The 19,484-nt window shown below is 72.8% G+C and carries 15 protein-coding genes and 1 pseudogene; 5 read left to right on the forward strand and 11 right to left on the reverse strand.

Going from position 1 to position 19,484, the window contains the following annotated elements:
- Window positions 1-1,333, reverse strand: a 1,333-nt coding sequence (locus tag E6P78_RS31195) for an ATP-binding protein (RefSeq protein ID WP_136206988.1), incomplete at its 3' end; no start/stop codon positions are given.
- A gap of 556 nt (window positions 1,334-1,889) precedes the next feature.
- Between E6P78_RS31195 and E6P78_RS31200 the strand changes: the two genes are divergently transcribed.
- Complete coding sequence (locus E6P78_RS31200) at window positions 1,890-3,107, forward strand: FAD-dependent monooxygenase (RefSeq protein ID WP_136206989.1); 1,218 nt, start codon at window positions 1,890-1,892, stop codon at window positions 3,105-3,107.
- A 67-nt stretch (window positions 3,108-3,174) separates the two neighbouring features.
- On the opposite strand, the gene E6P78_RS31205 is transcribed toward E6P78_RS31200, so the two are convergent.
- From E6P78_RS31205 to E6P78_RS31245, 9 genes are all read right to left on the reverse strand, one after another.
- Window positions 3,175-3,903: an ABC transporter ATP-binding protein gene (locus tag E6P78_RS31205; RefSeq protein ID WP_136206990.1), complete on the reverse strand. Its 729-nt coding sequence runs from the start codon at window positions 3,901-3,903 to the stop codon at window positions 3,175-3,177.
- Between the two features lie 10 nt (window positions 3,904-3,913).
- Window positions 3,914-4,765 carry an ATP-binding cassette domain-containing protein gene (locus tag E6P78_RS31210; RefSeq protein WP_136206991.1) on the reverse strand — a complete coding sequence of 284 codons (852 nt, stop codon included), beginning with the start codon at window positions 4,763-4,765 and terminating at the stop codon, window positions 3,914-3,916.
- A complete protein-coding gene (locus E6P78_RS31215; RefSeq protein ID WP_136206992.1) occupies window positions 4,762-6,786 on the reverse strand; it encodes an ABC transporter permease in 2,025 nt (674 codons plus the stop codon). Before E6P78_RS31215 ends, E6P78_RS31210 begins: the two co-directional genes overlap by 4 nt.
- A gap of 1 nt (window position 6,787) precedes the next feature.
- The gene (locus E6P78_RS31220; protein ID WP_136207001.1) at window positions 6,788-7,996 is read right to left on the reverse strand and encodes an ABC transporter substrate-binding protein; all 1,209 of its coding nucleotides are present in this window, start codon (window positions 7,994-7,996) and stop codon (window positions 6,788-6,790) included.
- A 98-nt stretch (window positions 7,997-8,094) separates the two neighbouring features.
- A complete protein-coding gene (locus E6P78_RS31225) occupies window positions 8,095-8,499 on the reverse strand; it encodes a roadblock/LC7 domain-containing protein (RefSeq protein ID WP_136206993.1) in 405 nt (134 codons plus the stop codon).
- Window positions 8,496-10,910, reverse strand: coding sequence for a nitrate- and nitrite sensing domain-containing protein (locus E6P78_RS31230; protein WP_136206994.1), 2,415 nt, complete (start codon window positions 10,908-10,910; stop codon window positions 8,496-8,498). Before E6P78_RS31230 ends, E6P78_RS31225 begins: the two co-directional genes overlap by 4 nt.
- Before the next feature lie 824 nt (window positions 10,911-11,734).
- Window positions 11,735-12,184, reverse strand: a complete 450-nt coding sequence (locus E6P78_RS31235; RefSeq protein ID WP_136206995.1) for a helix-turn-helix transcriptional regulator — start codon at window positions 12,182-12,184, stop codon at window positions 11,735-11,737.
- Between the two features lie 60 nt (window positions 12,185-12,244).
- On the reverse strand, window positions 12,245-13,330 hold the full coding sequence (locus tag E6P78_RS31240) for a hypothetical protein (protein WP_136206996.1): 1,086 nt from the start codon (window positions 13,328-13,330) through the stop codon (window positions 12,245-12,247).
- 166 nt (window positions 13,331-13,496) lie between these two features.
- Entirely contained in the window at window positions 13,497-14,312 is an 816-nt protein-coding gene (locus E6P78_RS31245; RefSeq protein WP_136206997.1) for an SAM-dependent methyltransferase, read from the reverse strand.
- Window positions 14,313-14,578: 266 nt separating this feature from the next.
- Here E6P78_RS31245 and E6P78_RS31250 point away from each other — a divergent pair, with 266 nt between their 5' ends.
- From E6P78_RS31250 to E6P78_RS31265, 4 genes are all read left to right on the forward strand, one after another.
- Window positions 14,579-15,970, forward strand: coding sequence for a lipase family protein (locus E6P78_RS31250; protein ID WP_136206998.1), 1,392 nt, complete (start codon window positions 14,579-14,581; stop codon window positions 15,968-15,970).
- A 172-nt stretch (window positions 15,971-16,142) separates the two neighbouring features.
- Window positions 16,143-16,775: an RNA polymerase sigma factor gene (locus E6P78_RS31255; RefSeq protein ID WP_136206999.1), complete on the forward strand. Its 633-nt coding sequence runs from the start codon at window positions 16,143-16,145 to the stop codon at window positions 16,773-16,775.
- A complete protein-coding gene (locus E6P78_RS31260; RefSeq protein ID WP_136207000.1) occupies window positions 16,772-17,857 on the forward strand; it encodes a CU044_5270 family protein in 1,086 nt (361 codons plus the stop codon). Before E6P78_RS31255 ends, E6P78_RS31260 begins: the two co-directional genes overlap by 4 nt.
- A gap of 253 nt (window positions 17,858-18,110) precedes the next feature.
- On the forward strand, window positions 18,111-19,286 hold the full coding sequence (locus tag E6P78_RS31265; RefSeq protein ID WP_206307976.1) for a macrolide family glycosyltransferase: 1,176 nt from the start codon (window positions 18,111-18,113) through the stop codon (window positions 19,284-19,286).
- Window positions 19,287-19,357: 71 nt separating this feature from the next.
- On the opposite strand, the pseudogene E6P78_RS31270 reads toward E6P78_RS31265, so the two are convergent.
- Window positions 19,358-19,484: pseudogene (locus E6P78_RS31270) on the reverse strand (electron transfer flavoprotein subunit alpha/FixB family protein); the annotation flags it as partial.

Consider the following 19,484-nt stretch of genomic DNA (forward strand, 5'->3'; position numbering starts at 1 on the left):
CGATCTGCCCGCTGGCCGTGGTCGTCTGCGCCGGCCGGGGCTCCGGTTCCGGTGCGGGTGCCGGCTCCGCGGCGGGCGCCGGCAGGGGCACGGGCCCGGGCTCCGGCGTCGGCGGGGAGACGGGCTCGGGCGTGGGCTGGGACATCGGCCGGGGCTCCGGCAGCAGGGACGGCTGGGGTGCCGGCGGGACGGCGGCCGGCCGGGCCGCCGGCAGCGTCTGCGCGGAGACGGGCCGGGAAGGACCGGGCGTCGTCAGCAGCGCCTGCGGGAGCACGATGATCGCGCGGGTGCCGCCGTACAGGTTGGGCGCCGTCAGCTCGACCCGGAAGCCGTACTGGTGGGCGAGGACCGAGGCGACGCGCAGCCCCGTCTGCGGGTAGGCGCCCAGCCGGGTGATGTCGTCCCGCTGCTCGCCGGACATCACCTCCCGGGCCCAGGTCAGCCGCTCGTCCTCCATCCGGAGACCGGCGTCGTCCACCACCAGGAACGCCGCGTTCGCCCCGTGCTCCAGGGAGACGTGCACCCGGGCGTTGGGCGGCGAGTAGCGCAGGGCGTTGTCCAGCAGGACCGCGAGGGCGTGGACGACCGCCTCCACGGCCCGGCTCTGCACCGCGAAGGACTCCAGGTCCGTGTGCTGGATGCGCTGGTAGCCCTCGACCCGGCCCATGGCGGTGCGCACGACATCGGTCAGCGTGGTGGCCGGCCAGCGCCGCGACAGCTTGTCACCGGCCAGGACGCCGTAGCCGGACGCGGTGAGCAGCATCTGCTGGGCCAGGTGGTCCATCTCGACCAGCGTCGCGTACGCCTCGTCCGAGACATGGCGGCGCACCCCGGCGCTGATCGTGCTGCTCAGCTTCGCCGCGCGCTGCACCGTGCTGGAGGCGAAGGCGCGGACCGCCGCACGCGCCACGTCCACCGACTCCTTACGCGCCTCGGCGACCTGACGCTCCGTCTCCGCCCATACCTGGGTGAGCTGTTCCTCCGCGGCGTTCTGCGCCAGCTGGCCCGCCATCGTGATGGCGGACCGCACCTGACCGGCCAAGGCGCTGAGGCCGTCGGCGAGCTGAGTGTGCGCCAGCTGCGGCGGAACCGCCAGGTCGAGCTGGTAGGGGCGCCCGGTCTGCGCCTCCGACGCGGCCGCCTGGACGACCGTCTGCGCGATGTACGCCACGAACTGCTCGGCGGCCCGCAGCTGCTGGCCGAGCTGCTCGCGCTGCTGCTGGAGCTCGTCCGCCCGTCGCTTCTCGGCGCGGGCCCGGCGCAGGGAGTGCAGCGACGCGCCGGCGCCGGCGCCGGCCGCCAGCACGAGCAGGATCAATATCAGTTCGGTCATCGGGTCCTCGCGAGAATCAGGGGGACGGTTCCTGCGGCTCGGGCGGGCATGCCGGTCCGCTGGCCGTCGAGGCCGAAGCACCCGCTGCCGGGGGCGTGTCGCATCGTGTCTGTACTCCGTAGTGCCCGGACTTCCGGGATCTGGCGGCGCTCGGGACGGCCGCCTGGGGGAGGGGAACGTATCGCTCGGGGCGCGTTGACCGCTCAGCGGCGAGCGGGAGCGGCGAGGCGTCTTCGCAGCGCGTCCCGGCCGGCGCCGGAGCCGGCCGGAAGACGGTGATCTGTGCAGTTGACCGGCGAGGGGGACATGACAGAACCCTAATCCGAAACGACCAAGGAGTGCACAGGAAACCATGTCTGACGGGGCGTTGGCGGCGAAAAGAGCGGAACCACCTGCGACGCTCACCCGTCGGGCACCCCTCGATAGGATTCGGTGCGGGCCCCGACCGCAGGGAACGGGCCAACCAGCGCCAATGCAAGCGTACTTCCGAGCTGACGTGCCGGCAGGACAGCGGCCGGGCGGGCGGCCGGGACATCAAGTGAGTGGAGAGCCAGACATGCGTGGAGGCAGCATTGCCGTGGTCGGCGGGAGCATAGCGGGGTGTGCCACGGCCCTGGCCGCGTCACGCGCAGGAGCGGACAGGATCACCGTCTTCGAACGCGCCGACGCCGAACTCCGGGACCGGGGCGTCGGGATCGCCCTGCAGAGCGACCGCTACAACGAGCTGAAGGACGCCGGATACGTCGCCCCGGAGATGCCCTGGGCCCCGCTGACCCGGCGGGTGTGGAGCGTACGCGACGGTGACGCCGCCCACGGCCGGGCCTTCGGCGAACAGCCGTTCCCCTTCCGCGCCTACAACTGGGGCTCGCTCTGGAGCGAGTTGCGCCGCCGGGTGCCCGAGGACGTCGACTACCGCTCCGGCGCCGTCGTCACCGCCGTGGAACCGGGCGACGACGGGGTGACGCTGCGGCTCGCCGACGGGCACGAGGAGCGCTTCGACCTCGTCATCGGGGCCGACGGATACCGTTCCGTGGTCCGCGAGGCCATGTTCCCCGGGGTCAGCGCCGAGTACGCCGGCTACATCGGCTGGCGCGGTGCGTCCGCGGACGTCGAGGGGCTGCCGTCGGACGGCCTCGACGCGCACAACATCGTCTTCCCCGGCGGCCACTGCATGATCTACCGCATCCCGGACGGCACCGGCGGCCACCGCCTCAACTGGGTCCTCTACACCGCACCCCCGCAGACCGACGGCCTCCACCCCGACCTGCGCACCCCCACCTCCCTGCCGCCCGGCCGCCTCAACTCGGAGCTCACCGACCGCCTGCGCGCCCTGGTCGCCGACAACTTCCCGCCGTTCTGGGCGGACAAGGTCCTCGGCACGCCCGCCGAGACCACCTTCATCCAGCCCATCTACGACCTGGCGGTCCCGCACTACACCTCCGGGCGGATGGCGCTCGTGGGCGACGCCGCCAGCGTCGCCCGGCCGCACGTCGGCGCCGGCAGCGTGAAGGCGCTCCAGGACGCCACCGCCCTGGAGGCCGCCTGGGTCGCCGGGGACAGCTGGAAGGACGTGCTGGAGCGGTACGACAGCGGCCGGGGCGCGGTCGGCTCCGCCATGGTCGCCCTCGCCCGCCGGATGGGCAGCACCCAGGTCGAGAACACCCCGGACTGGTCCGCCATGGGCCAGCCGGAGTTCGATGCCTGGTGGCAGGACCAGAACAGCGGCTCCGACCGCAGCAGCGGCTTCGGCGGCCACAGCCTCAAGGTCAAGTAGCCCCGGACGCGAAGGGGGGCGGTGACCGGACCCGGTCACCGCCCCCCTTCGCGCCGCGCGGCGCCGGTCAGGCCGGAGTCGGCGCGAGTTCGAGTGCGGCGTGCAGCGCGGTGGGGTCGGTACGGGCGTCCGCCCCGTCCAGTCGCAGCCCGACCCGCCCCGAGGTCAGCACCGTGAGCGTGTGCGCGCACTCGGCCGCCTGGGCCGGACTCGGCGACACCAGCAGGACGGCGATGCCCTCGTCGGCCAGCGTGGTCACCAGTTCGTGGACCTGGCGGACCAGGGCCGGGGCCAGGCCCTCGGTCGGCTCGTCGAGCAGCAGCACACTCGGCGAACCGAGCAGCGCGCGGGCCAGGGCCAGCATCTGCTGCTCGCCGCCCGACAGGTCCGTACCCCGGTTGCCCCGGCGCTCGCCCAGCCGGGGCAGCAGCTCCAGCACCCGGGCGGGCGTCCACACGCTCGGGCGCGTGGTGTCGCCACGGCGCGGCGGCCGGTAGGACAGCCGCAGGTGTTCGGCGACGCTGAGGTTGGCGAAGACCCGGCGGCCCTGCGGTACGAGACCGATCCCGGCGCGGGCGATCCGGTGGGCGGGCTGCCCCGTCACGTCCCGGCCGTCCAGCCGTACGGTGCCGGCGCCCGGGCGCATCAGACCGGCGACGGTGTGGACGAGCGTCGTCTTGCCGGCGCCGTTGTGGCCGACGACGGCGTGGACCGTGCCGGCGGGTACGGACAGGTCGAGGCCGTGGAGGACGGTTCCGCCGTGGTAGCCCGCGGTCAGGCCCGTGAGTTCGAGCATCGGGGATCGGTCATCCTCTCGCTTCGGTGGTGCCTGTGACGAGGCCCGTGGCCCCGTGCCCCGGACCGTCACCGTCCGGCTCACCGGCCATCGGACCGGTGTTGTGGTAGGCGTCGCGGACCTCGGGGTGGGCGAGCGCTTCCCGGGTCGGGCCGGTGACCAGCACCCGGCCGGCCGCCAGCACGGTGACCGACGTCGCGAGCTGGGCGACGACCTCGACGTGGTGCTCGACCAGGACGATCGCCACGCTCGCCGGCAGGGCGCCGAGGATGGCGAGCAGCCGCCCGATGTCGGCGTCGGTCAAGCCGGCCGCCGGCTCGTCCAGGAGCAGCAGGCGCGGATCGCCCGCCAGGGCGGCGGCGATGTCGAGCATGCGGCGCTGCCCGTGGGAGAGCGTGGAGGCCGGCCGGTGTGCGAGGTCCGCGAGCCCGACGGTCTCCAGGTGGTGCCCCGCGGACTCGGTGTGCCGGCGGTAGCGGGACGGGCTGCGCCAGGCGCCGCGGCGCGCCGGGTGGTGCGGCCAGCCGGCCAGTACGACGTTGTCCAGCACCGTCAGTTCGGAGATCACCGACGGCTGCTGGAAGCTGCGGGCGATGCCCAGCCGGCTGCGCTTGGCGGTGGACGCGCGGGTGACGTCCGTACCGCTCAGGGCGATCGTGCCGTGGTCGGGCCGGTCGGTGCCGGCGATGAGGTTGAGCAGGGTCGTCTTGCCGGCGCCGTTGGGGCCGATGACGGCGTGCCGGGCACCCTGGGCCAGCCGCAGGCTGACGTCGTCGACGGCGGTGAGGCTGCCGTACCTGCGGGTGAGGCGGTCGAGGTCCAGCACGGGGGTCGCCGGTGCGGCGGTCGGTGCGGGCGTCATGGGGAGACCTTCCCGGCGGGGGACGGGGTGGGCGGGGCTACGGCCGGGGCGGGACGCGGGCCGTCCGGCGCGGGCCGGCCGAGGGCGGTACGCAGTCCGGCCAGTCCGCGCGGCAGCAGGTACACGGCGGCGATGAACAGCGTGCCGAGCAGCAGCGGTCCGTGGCCGGGCCAGGAGCCGGCGACCCAGTCCCGGGTGAAGACGATCAGCCCGGCGCCCAGCAGGGCACCGATGACGGACGTCGTCCCGCCGATGACGACCGCCAGCAGCGCGAACGCGGCGATCTCGAAGCCGACGTCGGCGGGGGAGAGGTACTGCTGGACGGTGACCATCAGCGAGCCGCCGACGCCGGCCAGCGCCCCGGCGCAGATGTGGGCGACCAGCAGGTAGCGCCCCACGGGGTGGCCCGACGCGCGCATCCGCGCCTCGGCGCCCCGGGTGCCGGTCAGCAGCTTGCCGGCCGGGGAGCGCAGCACCAGCAGGGTCAGGGCCACGGCGACCACGGCGACGACGAGGGCGTAGACGTACAGCTCACGCTCCTGCGTCATGCCCTCACCGCCCCACAGCGCCCGGGTGGCCGGGAAGCCGACCAGGCCGTCGGCGCCGCCGGTGACGGACTTGACCTGGTTGATCACCGCACTTGTCAGCTCGCCGACGGCGAGCGTGATCATCAGTACGGTGGTGCCTCGGGCCCGGATCACGGCGGGCCCGGTCAGCGCCGAGAACACCGCCGCCGCCAGCGCCGAGAGGACGATCTGGACCGGGCCCACCGTCCACCCGGCGTCCGCGAGGTTGGCGGTGGCGTACGCGCCGACGGCGAACGGGGCGGTCTGCCCGAGGGTGGGCAGACCGGCGTAACCGGTCACGACGGTGACACTGACCGCGAGCAGCCCCAGAGCCAGGGCGGAACCGGCCAGCGAGATGCTGTACGAGTCGAGCATCCCCGGCAGCGCGAACAGCAGGGCGAGCAGCACGAGCAGCGGGGCTGCCTGCCGCCACCCGGCCCCGCGCAGCCACGCCCCGAACCGCCCGGGAGCCGCCGCAGCGGTCTCCCGGGCCGGTGTCGTCGCCGCCGCGCGCGGGCGGCTCTCCCACCGTGCGGCGAGGAGGCGCCGCAGCCGGGAGAGGGGGTCCGGGGACGGGCCCTGCTCCTCGTGCGCCGCCGGCTGAGCGAAGCGGGAACGGAACACCAGCACCGCCGCCATCGCGGCGAACAGCAGATACGGGGCCAGCTCCGGCAGCACCGAGACGCCCAGGGTCTGGACCTCGCCCACGGCGATCGCCGCGAAGAACGTCGCCCACAGCGAGCGCAGCCCGCCGAGGACGACGACCACGAGGGACAGCATCAGGACGTTCTCGGAGGTGCCGGGCCCGGGGCCGATGATCGGCGCCCCGAGCACGCCCGCCGCACCGGCCAGCGCACCCGCCGCGGCGAGCACACCGGTGTGCACGGCCCGGGGGTTGTGGCCGGTGGCGGCGAGCATCTGCGGATCGTCCGCCGACGCCCGTACCGCCGCCCCCACCCGGGTCCGGGTCAGCACCCACGTACCGAAGGCCGCCAGGACGACGGCCATCGCGATGAAGCAGAGCCGGTAGGCGGGGTAGCGGTGGCCCAGCAGGTGGACCGAGGAGTCGAGCGCGCCGGGGACGCGCACCGGCAGCTCGTCCGCTCCGAAGAACTGGATGAGCAGATCACCGCCGACCAGGGCGATCCCGAACGTCAGCAGGGCTTGAGCGAGATGCCCACGCCGGGCGAGCGGAACCGTCGCGGCGGAGAGTCCCGCCCCGGCGAGGGCGGCTGCCGCCGTTCCGGCGGCCAGCCCGATGACGAGGCCGCCCCAGGTTCCGTCGCTCAGCTCGGCGCCGGTGTAGGCGCCGATCGCGTACAGCATGCCGTGCGAGAGGTTCAGTACGCCGGCCGTGCCGAACGCGAGGCTCAGGCCGGCGGCGACCACGAACAGCAGCAGCCCGTAGGCCACTCCGTCCACCGCCGGCACGAGGTGGGCATCAAGAAGCTCCATGTCAGCCGCCGAGCGTCGCCAGGTCCTGGACCATGACGTTGGACAGCTGGTTGCCGTCCGGACGCACCTGGCGCAGGTACCAGGTCTGCACCGGCGCGTGCGCCTTGGCGCTGAACTCCCAGGAGCCGCGCGGGCTGTCGATCTGGCCCAGGTCGTCGATGGCGTTGTTGATGGTCTGCGGCGTCACGTCACCCTTCTTCGCGGCGTCCGCGATCGCCTTGTCCAGCACGGCGGCGGCGTCGTAGGACGACATCGCGTACGTGGTCGGCTGGGTGTCGTGCTCGGCGGTCCAGTCGGCGGCGAACTTGCGGTTGGCCGCGTTGTCGAGGTCCGGCGCGTAGTTCAGGACGGAGTAGATGCCCTTCGCGGCGTTGCCCTCGGCCTGGAGCACGCTGCCCTCGGTGACGAAGGCGGTGTACAGCGGCAGGTCGGCGATGTCGGACTGCGCGTACTGCTTGGCGAAGTCGATCGCGGCCTTGCCGGCGTAGAAGCAGTAGACGGCCTTGGCGTCCGTCTTGGCGATCTCCGCGAAGTACGGCATGAAGTTGGTCGTCTGCGGGAACGGCGTCCAGGTCGTCTTGCCGTCGGGGTTGGCGAGTTCGCCCTTGATGCGCTTGAACTCGTCGGTGAACCCGCGCAGTTCGTCGTAGCCGCCCTGGTAGTCGGGGCCGATCGCGTAGACCGGTCCGTTCACCTTCTCCTTGACGTACGGGGCGATGGCCTTGCCCGGCTCGTCGGACATGAAGCTCGTCGTCCAGACGAATTCGGCGTCCTTGACCTCGGGCCGGGCGTTGGAGCCCAGGAACGGGATCTTGGCCTGGTTGACCAGCGGCAGCACCGCGTTGACCGAGCCACCGCTGACGAGGCCGGTCAGCACGTCGACCTTGTCCTTCTTGATCAGCTTGGTGGCGGCCGGCACCGCGGTCGGCGGGCCGTCGCCCTCGTCGGCGACGATGAGCTCGACCTTGCGCCCGCCCAGCTTGTTGTCGTGCGTCTTCAGGTACAGGTCGAAGCCGTCCCGCAGGTCGGTGCCGACCGGCTTGTAGGTGCCGGACAGCGAGGCGACCAGGCCGACCTTGATGGTCTCGTCGCCGGAGCCGCTGTCGCTGCTGCATCCGGTGACGGCGGCCAGGCCGAGGGCGAGGGCGGCGGCGCCGGCCGGCCGGACGAATCTGCGGTGGCGTGTGCGGCGGGATATGTCGAAGAACATGAGGGCTCTCATCGGGGGAGTATCGGGCAACGGTGTGACCCGACCGCGGAGTCGGCTCCGCGGACGGGTCGGTGCGGCCGTGGGGGAACGGCCGACGGTCAGTGCGTGGGGGAGTTGTGCGGGGAACGGACCTGGGGGGACAGCGAGTCGCCGACCTGGTTGATCAGCTCGGACATCATGTAGCTGACCTCACCGATGTCCGCGTCCCTGGTGGTGGTCACCAGGAGCGAGGCACCGCTGGAGACGGCCATGGAGAACATGTAGCCGCCCTCCATGGCGGTGAGGCTGTGCTCGACCGGGTCGGTGTTCGTCAACTGCGCTGCCGCGGACAGCAGGTTGACGACGCCGGAGGCGATGGCGGCCAGCCGGTCGGCGTCGTCACGCTCCACACCGGTGTATGCCAGCGCGAGTCCGTCCACGGACACGGCTATCGCCTGGGTGACCTCCGGGATGCGTCCGGCGAAGTCGCTCAAGATCCAGCTCAGGTCGGTGGGTGAGGTCATTTCTTGGTCCGTTCGGTGTTGTCATCGGTGGCGGAACGCCCGCGGGGGTTCGTGCTCCGGCTGATGCCCTGGGCGTAGGCCGCGAGGACGTCGGAGACCTGCCGGGAGTCCCGGCGGCGGGGTGACGGCCTCGGCGTGGCGGCGCCGGACCGCTGATCGGTGCCGCCCCGCTTGCCCAGGCTGGGCCACGGCTGGGGCGTGTTGCGCTGCCGGAGGGGCAGGCCGGAGGAGCTGACCCCGGCGATGCGTGAGACCGGCTCGTCGTGCACGGGGTGCGGGGCGGGCGTGGTGCCGCCCTCGCGCGTGTCGGCGCCGCTCTCGCGCGCCGGGCCCTCGTGGTCCTCGCGCCTCCCCGCGTCGGTGGCGCTGCCCGGGCGGGCGCCGATACCCGCGCCGACGGGGCGTCCGGTCCGTTCCCGCCCGTCGCGCGGCCGGCGGCCGGCGGCGACCGGACGAGGTGCCTCGTAGCGGACCTCGTCGCCCCGCCCCTGGCCCGCCGCGTCCGGGACGGGGGGAGCCTCGACGGGAACCTCGGCCAGCACGGTCTTGGGCAGGGTGACCTCGGCGATGGTGCCGGGGCCCGAGGAGTCGCGGAGTTCGACAACGATGCCGTGACGGGCGGCGAGCCGCGCCACCACGTGCAGACCCATGGACCGTACGTCCCCGATGCCCGCCTTCGGCTCGCGCAGCGCGGCGTTGTGCACGGCACGGCGCTCGGCCGAGATTCCCACGCCCTCGTCGACGATCTGCACGACGGCCCGGTCCCAGAGCCGCCAGACGGCGACCCCGACCTGGGCGTCGGGCGGCGAGAAGCGGGTCGCGTTGTCGAGCAGTTCCGCCAGGATGTGGGCGACGTCGTGCACGGCGCGGGCGGCGATGCCGATGCCGGCCTCGATGGCGCCGAGGGACACCCGGTCGAAGCGTTCGATCTGCTGGGCGGCGGCCACGATGACGGTGGAGCAGCCGATGTCCGCCGAGCGCACCCGGGCGTTGCCGTAACCGCCCAGCACCAGGAGGTTGTTGGTGTTGCGCTCCATGCGGATGGCGAGGTGGTCGAGGGCGAAGAGCGTCTTCATGCGCTCCGGGTCGGCCTCGTCGCGCTGCACCGTGTCCAGCTCGGACACCATGACGCTGGTCAGCTGGGCGCCGCGGCGGGCGACCCGGACCAGGGTCTCGGCGAACTGCTCGTGCACGCGGGCCTGTTCGGCGGCGAGGCGGACGGCCTCGTGGTGGACGGCGTTGAACGCCTCACCGACCTCACCGATCTCGTCCCCGCCGGTGGTCTCGATCGGGTTGCCGGTCCGTTCCGCGACCTGCTCGGGCGTGGAGCCGCTCAGCGCGCCGGGCTGGGAGAGCTCGCTCATGACGGCGGGCAGCCGGGTGTGGGCGACCTCGTGCGCGGCGTTGCGCAGGTCGCGCAGCCGGCGGATCATGACTCGGCCGAGGCGGATGGCGACGACGACGACGCCCACCAGGGTCAGCAGCACCAGGGCGACCTCGCCGCCGGCGGTCCACAGCAGCCTGGTGCGTTCCCTGTCGACGGTCGCGGCGACGGACTCGTCGATCCGCTTCTCGACGGTGTGCAGCAGGGTCTGGCGGTCCGCGGAGGCCTTCTGCCACTCCTCGGGGGTGACGCCGATGGCCTTGCTGGTGTCCGTACGCCCGATCTTGTCCTCGAGCTTGCGGGACGCCAGCGCCTTCGGGCCGGAGAGGGTGCGCTCCAGCCAGGTCCGCCACTCGCCGGGGCCGAGGCTGAACATGGCACCGGTCGACTCGGTGTAGCCGAGCCGGCTGGCGTCGAACGTGCGCTGCGAGGCGACCGTGAAGCCGCCGGCGGCCTGTGCTCTCATGACGGTGACCTGCTGCTGGGCGGTGTGCTCGGCGGCCTCGGACAGGGCGGCGGCGGCGCGGATACGGTCCGCGATCTCGGCGTCGACACCGTCGGCCTGCGCGATGCCGTCGCGGTAGCCGTTGAGGTCCGCGATCACGGTCCGGTAGCCGAAGGCGAGCGCGGAGATGGTGGTGCTGCCCGAGCGGACCTGGGCGCGCAGGGCGGGGAGTTGATCGATGAAGCGGTCGATGCGGTCCAGTGCTTCCTGGGCGCTTCCGGGGACCTCGGAGAGCCGGCCGATCCGGCCGTTGAAGGCGGCGATGCTCTTGTCGGTCGCGTCCGAGGTTTCCTGGAAGGCGGCCGAGTCCCCCTGGTGGGAGACCAAGGCGGTGGCTGCCGCGCGTTCACGCTGCAGCTGATGTGTTAAGTCGGCGGCTCCGGCGGCCACATCGACCATGGAGGCGAGCCGGTTCGCCTGGAGCGCCTGGTTGGTCGCGGGGGCGAGGGCCAGGGCCGAGAAGGCGACCGCGACGGTGAGGGGCGCGGTGACGAGCAGGACGAGACGACGATTGATTTTCACTGCGCGGCTCCATCGCCGGAACCGGTGCTGAGTATCGGTGACACGCAGATACCTGTTAACGGGTTGTGGGGTGTCGGTAGGGACGCTCGTACATCGTGTGCACAGTTGCTGATGGGACAGGCGGGGCGGGCGGGGCTCCAGTGGCGCGGCTTGATCCTATGCCTAGTACACATCCCCGGATGCGGGCAGCGTCGAAAATTTGCGTTCACTCAGAAGCGCAGAAACGATCCGCTTCGATCAGACCTGTCTTCACGGTGAACACCGCGAGGCTAAGCGGAATGATCAAGTCCCGCCTGTGCGGACCCGCCTGACCCTTGTGCCACCGGGAAGTTCTGCGCCCCGCACCCGCGAGGCGGAATGATCAAATGGCCCCTGGCCGACCCTGTTCGCTCAACCGCCGTCGGGTGCCCTGTTGTTGCGGAAAGGTTAGATCCGATTAGCGATGGCGATTGTTTTGGTCCGGCTCCGTCCGGGCACGTGCTCACGCGACGCCACAGGTGGGTGACTGTGGGCGCCCTACGGTTCAAGGCTCGTGCTGTGCAGGGTTAGTGGCGGTGTGACATGTTTCGTCACCCTCGCACGCGGCCCACGCCGGTGCGAACCGGCCATCTTGAAAAGGTGTATGGGCTCTGCGGCCAGCCGCCTTGACCTGATCACGCGTCCGGGGTCGCCACCGCCCACCCGGCCCGCGTCCCGCCCCGTGTCGGCCGGTACGCGCACCGGCCCTCGGTCGGCGGGGCCGCCGAGCAGCCCGTCGTCGCCGCACGGCCTCGCCGACGGTCCTTCCCCGTACCTCCTGGGGGACCGGCGCCGACCGGAGGACTTCACGCTGGCGGCGGCCCCGGCGGCCGTGCTTCTCGATTCCTGACCGGACGGGTCACCTGCTTCACCACGCACGACGGCATCCTCGCCGTCGCGCGCGCCGCCTCCTGCCGGTAGGTGCTCGGCGGCATCCCGACCAGCTCGGTGAAGCGCGTGCTGAACGTGCCGAGCGACGAGCAGCCGACCGCGAAGCACACCTCGGTGACGCTGAGGTCCCCCCGGCGCAGCAGCGTCATCGCGCGCTCGATGCGCCGGGTCATCAGGTAGCCGTACGGTGACTCCCCGTACGCGCGCCGGAACTCGCGGCTCAGATGGCCGGCCGACATGTGTGCGCCGCGCGCGAGCGCCTCGACGTTCAGGGGCTGGGCGTACTCACGGTCGATCCGGTCGCGGACCCGGCGCAGCCGGGCGAGGTCGCGCAGATGCTGCGCCGCGTCGGGTTTGCTGGTCACGGCCGCAAGCGTACGGGGTGGGGGCCCGCCCGGGATCGACGGGCGCGCCCCCCCGAGGACTCACGTACGCGTGTAGGTGCCGCACTCCGACTCGTCCCGGTCCTGCGTCAGGGCGCCCATCGAGGTGCTCCGGTCGTACGGGTCGACCGTCGGCCCCTCGCCCGAGCCCGCTCCCTCGTCGTCGAACGCGGGGACGAAGTAGCCGGTGTCGTTGTCGCAGCCGCCGTTGGCGGAGTCCACCTTGTAGGACAGCAGTGAGAAGGTCCCCGGCTCGGTGATCACCTTCGTCGGGTCGTCCCAGCTCATCACGATCTCCCGGCGCACGACCGTCCGGGCGACGTCCTTGCTGCCGTCGGCCGCCCGTACGAGCGGATAGACGAAGGTGACGTCCGCGGTCACCTCGACCGCGCCCCGCTCGCCCGCCCGGTACGTGATCCGGCCGCGCGTCTTGACCACGTCGCCGGCCAGTCGCGCGTACGACGGCTCGAAGCGGCTGAACAGCAGCAGCGGATTGTTCTTCCGCGACGGGTTGTCGAAGGCGCTCGCCAGATACGCCTTGGTGGCCGCCTGCTTCGGGTTGAGCACCGCGATGGCCTTCGCCGGACGCTCCCCGCGCAGCACACCGGGGTCCAGGCCGGCGTTGACGAGGAAGGCCAGGCTGCTGTCGAGCGCCTGCGTCACCTGCTTCTTGCTCATCCAGCCGGTCGCCCGCGCCGCCGGCAGCGTGATCCCGGCCGCCCCGTCGGCCCAGCGCGCCGCCGGAGACCCCCTGAACGGCTCGCCCAGCGTGGGGCGTTCGAGCGCCCCCTCGGTGGCCGGCGGTGCGCTGGGGCGGACCGACTCCGCGGCGAGCGGGGCGTCCCCGTCGTCGGACCCGAACCAGCCGGTCACCCGGCCCGGGTCCAGGGCCACGACGAACAGCGCGACGACGACCAGCAGGCCCACCACGTACCAGCCCTTGCCGCCCCGCCGGGGCGGCTGATGGGTGCGCCGGCCCTGGGGCGGGCCGGTCTCCTCCCGTAGCCGCTGGGCCACCATCCGGGCCCGGGCCGACGGCTCCTGGGGGGCGTCGGAGGTTCCGGCCTCGGCCTCCCGCAGGAAGCGCTCCCACTCCTCGTCCGGTATGGATGACCCGTCCTTGTTCACGCTGCGCTCCCGCCCCTTCCGGCACGCCCGGCGCCCCGGGGGATGCCTGCCGAACCCCCGGCCGGTCCGTTTTTCCGTGCATCATCACACAGCCCGGCGGCACCCGGCGCGGTCGGGCTTCCGCGCCAAGTGGCCACCGGGCCCGTGCGGATGGGCGTTGGAGGGGCTACGGCTTGCGGCCGACCGCCACGTATCCCGGGGTGATGACGTCGCCCGTGCCGGGGACCGGCTCACCGAGCTCGGGGTGCCAGGCCTCGGCGGCGACGACGCCCGGTTCGACGATCTCCAGTCCGTCGAAGAACGCGGTGAACCGGGCCCGGCTGCGCGGCGCCAGCGTGAGCGTGTTGGCCCGGTACATCTCGTCCACCTGGCGGGCCTCCTCCGGGTGGAAGTCGGCGGTGATCTGCGAGATCACCATGAAGCTGCCGGGCGCGAGGACCTCGGTCAGCCGGTTCACCAGCTCGTAGGCGCCGTCCTCGTCGCTCACGAAGTGCAGCAGCGCGATCATCGACAGGGCCACCGGAGCGCTGAAGTCCAGCGTCTTGCCGGCGCTTTCGAGGATCGTGTCGACGTTTTTCGCGTCGGCCTGCACGTAGTCGATGACACCCTCGGGCGTGCCCTTGAGCAGCGCCTCGGCGTGGGCCAGCACGATCGGGTCGTTGTCGCAGTAGACGACCCGGGTGCTGGGCTCGGCCTCCTGGGCCACCTGGTGCAGGTTGGGCTCGGTGGGTATCCCCGTGCCGATGTCGAGGAACTGGCGGATGCCCTGGCCGGACAGCCAGCGGGTGGCCCGGTGCATGAAGGCGCGGTTGATCTTCGCCATCACGGGGACGTTCGGTTCGACGGCCAGCATCTGGCGGCCCATGGCCTCGTCCACCGGGTAGTTGTCCTTGCCGCCCAGGAACCAGTCGTACATCCGCGCGGGATGCGGCTTGCTGGTGTCGATGAGCGGGGAGGGGGCGTCGTTCTCCGGTCGGGACATGGCGAACTCCAAGGTGCGGGAGGCTGCGGATGATCAGCTCGGGCCCAGGATAGGCAACTCCGGAGCCGACAAGGGAGAGTTCGGCCGCCGGTCGGTGCGGTCGTGCGCAATTCCCGCGTCCGGCAAGCGGCTTCGGCGGCGCGCGCACCCGTGAGGGGCGCGCGGACGATAGTTACCACAGCGTAACTTACTCGCGGGTTACTTCTGGTAACTACCGCTGCTAGTTTGCGCTCACCCGCATTTCGGAGCAGAGCGAGGAGTGAGCTGTGAGCCGCAAGGACAGCCGTTCGCGTTCCACCGTCCCCCCGTCCCCCACCCGCCGCCGGCGCCCCGGCGCCCTGCGTGCGGCGGCCGTCGCCGTGACCGCGGCGGCCTGCGTGGCCGCGTACGCCGCGCCCGCGTCCGCCGCGGACGGAACCGAACCCGTCGTCTCCCGGGGCGTGACCATCCCCGCCTTCTACAACCCGCCCGCCGAACTGCCCGCCGCCAACGGGGCGTTGATCCGCCAGGAACCCCTGCCGCTCGGCGCGAGCCTGCCCGGCCTGGACGGCCGCCCGATGCCGGGATCGGCGACCCGCCTGATGTACCGGTCGACCGACTCGAACGGGCAGCCGGTCGCGGTGACCGGCGCCTACATCGAACCCTCGGCCGCCTGGAAGGGCAGCGGACCGCGCCCACTGGTGGCGCTGGCCTCGGGCACCATGGGCCAGGGCGACCAGTGCGCGCCCTCGCTGGCGCTCCAGAACCCGCTGACCCTGACCGGCGAGACCGTGTCGGTCGGCTACGAGATCCTCGCCGTCTACCGGCTCCTGTCCGCCGGTGTCGCCGTCGTCGTCACCGACTACGTGGGCCTCGGCACCACCGACCGCCTGCACACCTACGTCAACCGGGTGGACGAGGGCCACGCCCTGCTCGACGCGGCCCGCGCCGCCCACGCGCTGCCCGCGACCTCGCTCACGCCCCAGTCCCGTACCGGCCTGTACGGCTACAGCCAGGGCGGCGGGGCCAGCGCGGCGGCCGCCGAACTCCAGCCCTCGTACGCCCCCGACGTCAACCTCGCCGGCACGTACTCCGGGGCGCCGCCGGCCAACCTGACCGCGGTCATGAAGGGCATCGACGGCAGCGCGCTCGCCGGCGCCCTCGCCTGGTCGATCAACGGCTTCGCGCAGGCCGACTCCGACCTGCGCGACGTCGTCGAGGCCAACATCAACGACGCCGGGCGGGCCGCGCTGAAGGACGCCTCGACCATGTGCGTCGGCGACGCGATACTCGGCTACGGCTTCGCCAAGAGCACCAAGTGGACCACCACCGGCAAGTCCCTCGGCGACATCATCGCCGCAGAGCCCCGGGCCCAGGCCGCGCTCGACAAGCAGCGCATCGGCACCCTGAAGCCCGCCGGGCCGGTGCGGCTGGCGACCGGCGTCCAGGACGACATCGTGCCGCACGGCCAGGCACGTCAACTCGCCGTGGACTGGTGCCGCAAGGGCGGCAGCGTCACCTACGACGCCGTCATCCTGCCCAACCTGGGCGACAAGATCCTCACCAACCACCTGGTCCCGCTCATCACCGACCAGGGGGACGCCATCTCCTGGATGACCGACCGCCTCTCGGGCAAGCCGGCCACCTCCAACTGCTGGTCGATGCCGATCCAGCCCTGACGCCCCTGTCCGCGCCCGCCCCCGGTTCCCGCCGGGGTGCGGGCGCGGACCGCATTCGAGCCCCCCGGCCCCGCCCGCCCCCGGGCCCGGTGAGACCGTGGAGCGGAGCCCTCCCGGCCGGGTGTGCGCCAGGTCACGGGAACCCTCCGCTTCCCGCGGAGAGGTACAAGGTGTGACACACACCGAAGACGCGGGCGGCCTGCGCCGACGCCTGCGGGAAGGCGACCGCGAGACGTTCGCCGGCCTGTACGACGACTACGCGCGCACCGTCTACAACCACGCCCTGCGGCTGACCGGCGACTGGTCGGCCGCCGAGGACGTCATGTCCGAGACCTTCCTCGCCGCATGGCGCACCCGCGACCGGCTGGAGCCGGAGGGCGGATCGGTCAGACCCTGGCTGCTGGGCATCGCCACCCACAAGGCGGAGAACGCCAACCGCTCCCGCCGCAGACGCCTCGCCTTCCTGGCCCGGCAGCCCCAGCCACCCTCGGTCGCCGACTTCGCACCCGAGGCCGCCGGCCGCATCGACGACGCCCGCCGCCTCGCGGCGGTGCACGCCGCGCTCGGCAAGCTGCGCCGGCACGAACGCGAGGTGCTGGCCCTGTGCGTGTGGTCCGGACTCGACTACGCCGAGGCGGCCCAGGCCCTGGACATCCCCATCGGCACGGTGCGCTCCCGGCTGGCCCGCGCCCGGGCACGGCTCAGCAGACTCAGCGAGGAAAAGACGGAACCGTGGCGGCCCCGCGGAGAGGCAATAGGCAGGGCGGCACTCGCGGCCCTGCCCGTACGGGAGGAGACCCCATGAACGACGTCACACCGCCCCGGCCTCTCCCGGAGCACACGGAGACCGACGCGCTGGCCCGGCTGCTGCCGGCCCCGGCCGAGTGGGATCTGCCCGACGGGCGCCATCTCCACCACAAGGACATCCTGATGCAGCAGATCGACCACGACCGCGCCGCCCCCGCACCGGCCGCCCCCGCCCGGCGCCGGCTGCTGCGGCCGGCCGTGCTGGCCCCGGTGGCCGCCCTGGCCCTGGCCGGAGCGCTGACCGCCGGTCTCGGCGCCGGCCCGTTCGGCAACGGGGGAGCGGAGCAGACCCGGGCGGACAGCGGGACGAGCGCCCGGCACTCCGTCGCCCTGCTCGACCGGCTGTCCGCCGTGGCCCTGGCCACCGACGCCGACCCGGTCCGCGACGACCAGTTCGTCTACGTCAAGAGCATCGGCCGCAGCGCGGACGAGACCAGCGGCAAGGCGGTGACCGGCCCCCTCGAACCCCAGGAGGTGTGGCTGTCGCAGGTCCAGGGCCGCGTCAAGCGGCTCGGCACCTTCCGCGAGGGGGGAGAGACCCTGCCGATCAACGCCGCGCTGGGGGAGACCGAGGGGACCGCGGCCGGCATCGACCGCCCCACCTACCGGTGGCTCGCCGCCCTGCCCACCGACCCGGACGAACTGCTGGCCTACCTGGCCGCCAGGACGCGGTACGAGAAGGGCGAGGACCACGACCAGGCGCTGTTCGACTGCATCGGCGGTCTCATCCAGGGCCAGGTCATGCCGCCGAGCACCGGGGCGGCCCTGTACCGGGCGGCCGCCCGTATCCCCGGAGTCATCGAGGTCGACGAGGCGACGGACGCCCTGGGCCGGCACGGGCTCGGCATCGCCCGCGACGACGCGCACTCCACGGAGCGCTCGGTGTGGGTCTTCGACGAGCGCACCCTCGCGTTCCTCGGCTCCCGCACCTTCTTCACCGAGGACACACCCATGGGACCGACCGGGACGCTGCTGTACAGCACGGCGGTGCTGGAGCAGGGCGTGGTGGACAAGGAGGGCCGCCGGCCCACCCCCGACCAGGTCCGGCTGGTGACCGACGACGCGACGGCCGCGAGCTGACGGACCCGGGCTGAGCACCCTGACCGCCGCCCGGTCCCCGCGCACGGCGAAAACGCCGTGCGCGGGGACCGGGCGGCGGTTAGGGTCGCGGGCATGAACATCCACCAGCTCTACGGCTGACGCGGACGGGCCCCGCGCCCGCCCCCGTCCGGCACACCCGAGGTGCGCGCCCACGACCCGGCCTTCGCCGGGCGGTCGACGCGCCGGTCTGCCGTATCCACTTCCGCCGCAGAGCTGAAACGAGTGATTCCTCATGTCCCGTCGCCGTGCCCACATCGCCGTGGTCGGCATCCCCGCCGTCAGCCACGTCCTGCCGAGCATCGAGGTCGTCCGCGAACTGGTGGCCCGCGGCCACCGCGTCACCTACGCCAACGATCCGGTGATGGCCGAGCGCATCGAGGCCACCGGCGCCACCTTCGTCCCGTACGACTCCGGGCTCCCGGTGGGCGACAACAACTGGCCCGACGACCCCATCGCCGCCATGGGCCTCTTCCTCGACGACGCCGTCCGGGCCCTGCCGCAGCTGCGCGCCGTCTACGACCAGGACCCGGCGGACCTCTACCTCTACGACATCGGCGCGTACGCCGCGCGTGCGCTCGCGGAGTCGCAGGGCCGCCGCCTGATGCAGCTCTCCCCGACCTTCGTCGGGTGGCGGAGCTACGACAAGGACGTGGCCGTGCACCTGTGGGGGCTGCCGGGCGCCGACGCGTACCGGGCGAAGTTCACCCAGTGGCTCGCCGGCTGCGGAGCGACCACCTCGGACATGGACGCCTTCGTCGGGCGCCCCGACCACACCCTGGCCCTGATCCCCCGGGCGATGCAGCCGCACGCCGACGACGTCGACACCGACACCGTCACGTTCGTCGGCCCCTGCTTCGCCGGGCGCGGCGACGAGCAGACCTGGACCCGACCCGCCGGGGACGGGAAGGTGCTGCTGATCTCGCTGGGGTCGGCCTATACCAACCGGCCCGGGTTCTACCGCCACTGCCTGGCGGCCTACGGCGACCTGCCCGGCTGGCACGTGGTGCTCCAGATCGGCAAGCAGACCGACCCGGCGGAGCTGGGCACGATCCCCGGCAACGTGGAAGTACACCGCTGGGTACCGCAGTTGGCGATCCTGCAGCAGGCCGACGCCTTCATCACGCATGCCGGCATGGGCGGCAGCTCCGAAGGGCTGTACACCGGGGTGCCGATGATCGCCGTCCCGCAGGGCGTCGACCAGTTCGTGAACGCCGACAAGCTCGTGGAACTCGGTGTCGCCCGCCGCATCGACACCGATGACGCCACCCCCGAAGCACTGCGGGAAGCCCTCACGGGGCTCGTCTCCGACCCGGAGGTCGCGCGGCGCTCGGCGCGGTTGCGCGACGACGCCCGGGCGGAGGGCGGCACCCGGCGGGCCGCCGACCTGGTGGAGGAACTCCTCGGCTGATACGACGCGGCCGGGGCGGTGAGCGGGTCTTCCCCGTCCACCGCCCCGGCCGGGGCCATGCGGTTGAGGATTCAGCCCTTGCGGGTGTTGATCTCCTCGGTCAGCTGCGGGACGACGTCGAAGAGGTCGCCGACGACGCCGTAGTCCACGAGGTCGAAGATCGGGGCCTCCGGGTCCTTGTTGACCGCGACGATCGTC

This window comes from Streptomyces sp. A0958 (assembly GCF_004795035.1).
In the GTDB taxonomy this organism is placed as follows: domain Bacteria; phylum Actinomycetota; class Actinomycetes; order Streptomycetales; family Streptomycetaceae; genus Streptomyces.

Excerpts from the sequence above, each read along its gene's own strand:
- E6P78_RS31200 (WP_136206989.1), top strand. The coding sequence starts at position 1,890 with ATGCGTGGAGGCAGCATTGCCGTGGTCGGCGGGAGCATAGCGGGGTGT.
- E6P78_RS31205 (WP_136206990.1), bottom strand. The coding sequence starts at position 3,903 with ATGCTCGAACTCACGGGCCTGACCGCGGGCTACCACGGCGGAACCGTC.
- E6P78_RS31210 (WP_136206991.1), bottom strand. The coding sequence starts at position 4,765 with ATGACGCCCGCACCGACCGCCGCACCGGCGACCCCCGTGCTGGACCTC.
- E6P78_RS31215 (WP_136206992.1), bottom strand. The coding sequence starts at position 6,786 with ATGGAGCTTCTTGATGCCCACCTCGTGCCGGCGGTGGACGGAGTGGCC.
- E6P78_RS31220 (WP_136207001.1), bottom strand. The coding sequence starts at position 7,996 with ATGTTCTTCGACATATCCCGCCGCACACGCCACCGCAGATTCGTCCGG.
- E6P78_RS31225 (WP_136206993.1), bottom strand. The coding sequence starts at position 8,499 with ATGACCTCACCCACCGACCTGAGCTGGATCTTGAGCGACTTCGCCGGA.
- E6P78_RS31245 (WP_136206997.1), bottom strand. The coding sequence starts at position 14,312 with ATGTCCCGACCGGAGAACGACGCCCCCTCCCCGCTCATCGACACCAGC.
- E6P78_RS31260 (WP_136207000.1), top strand. The coding sequence starts at position 16,772 with ATGAACGACGTCACACCGCCCCGGCCTCTCCCGGAGCACACGGAGACC.
- E6P78_RS31265 (WP_206307976.1), top strand. The coding sequence starts at position 18,111 with ATGTCCCGTCGCCGTGCCCACATCGCCGTGGTCGGCATCCCCGCCGTC.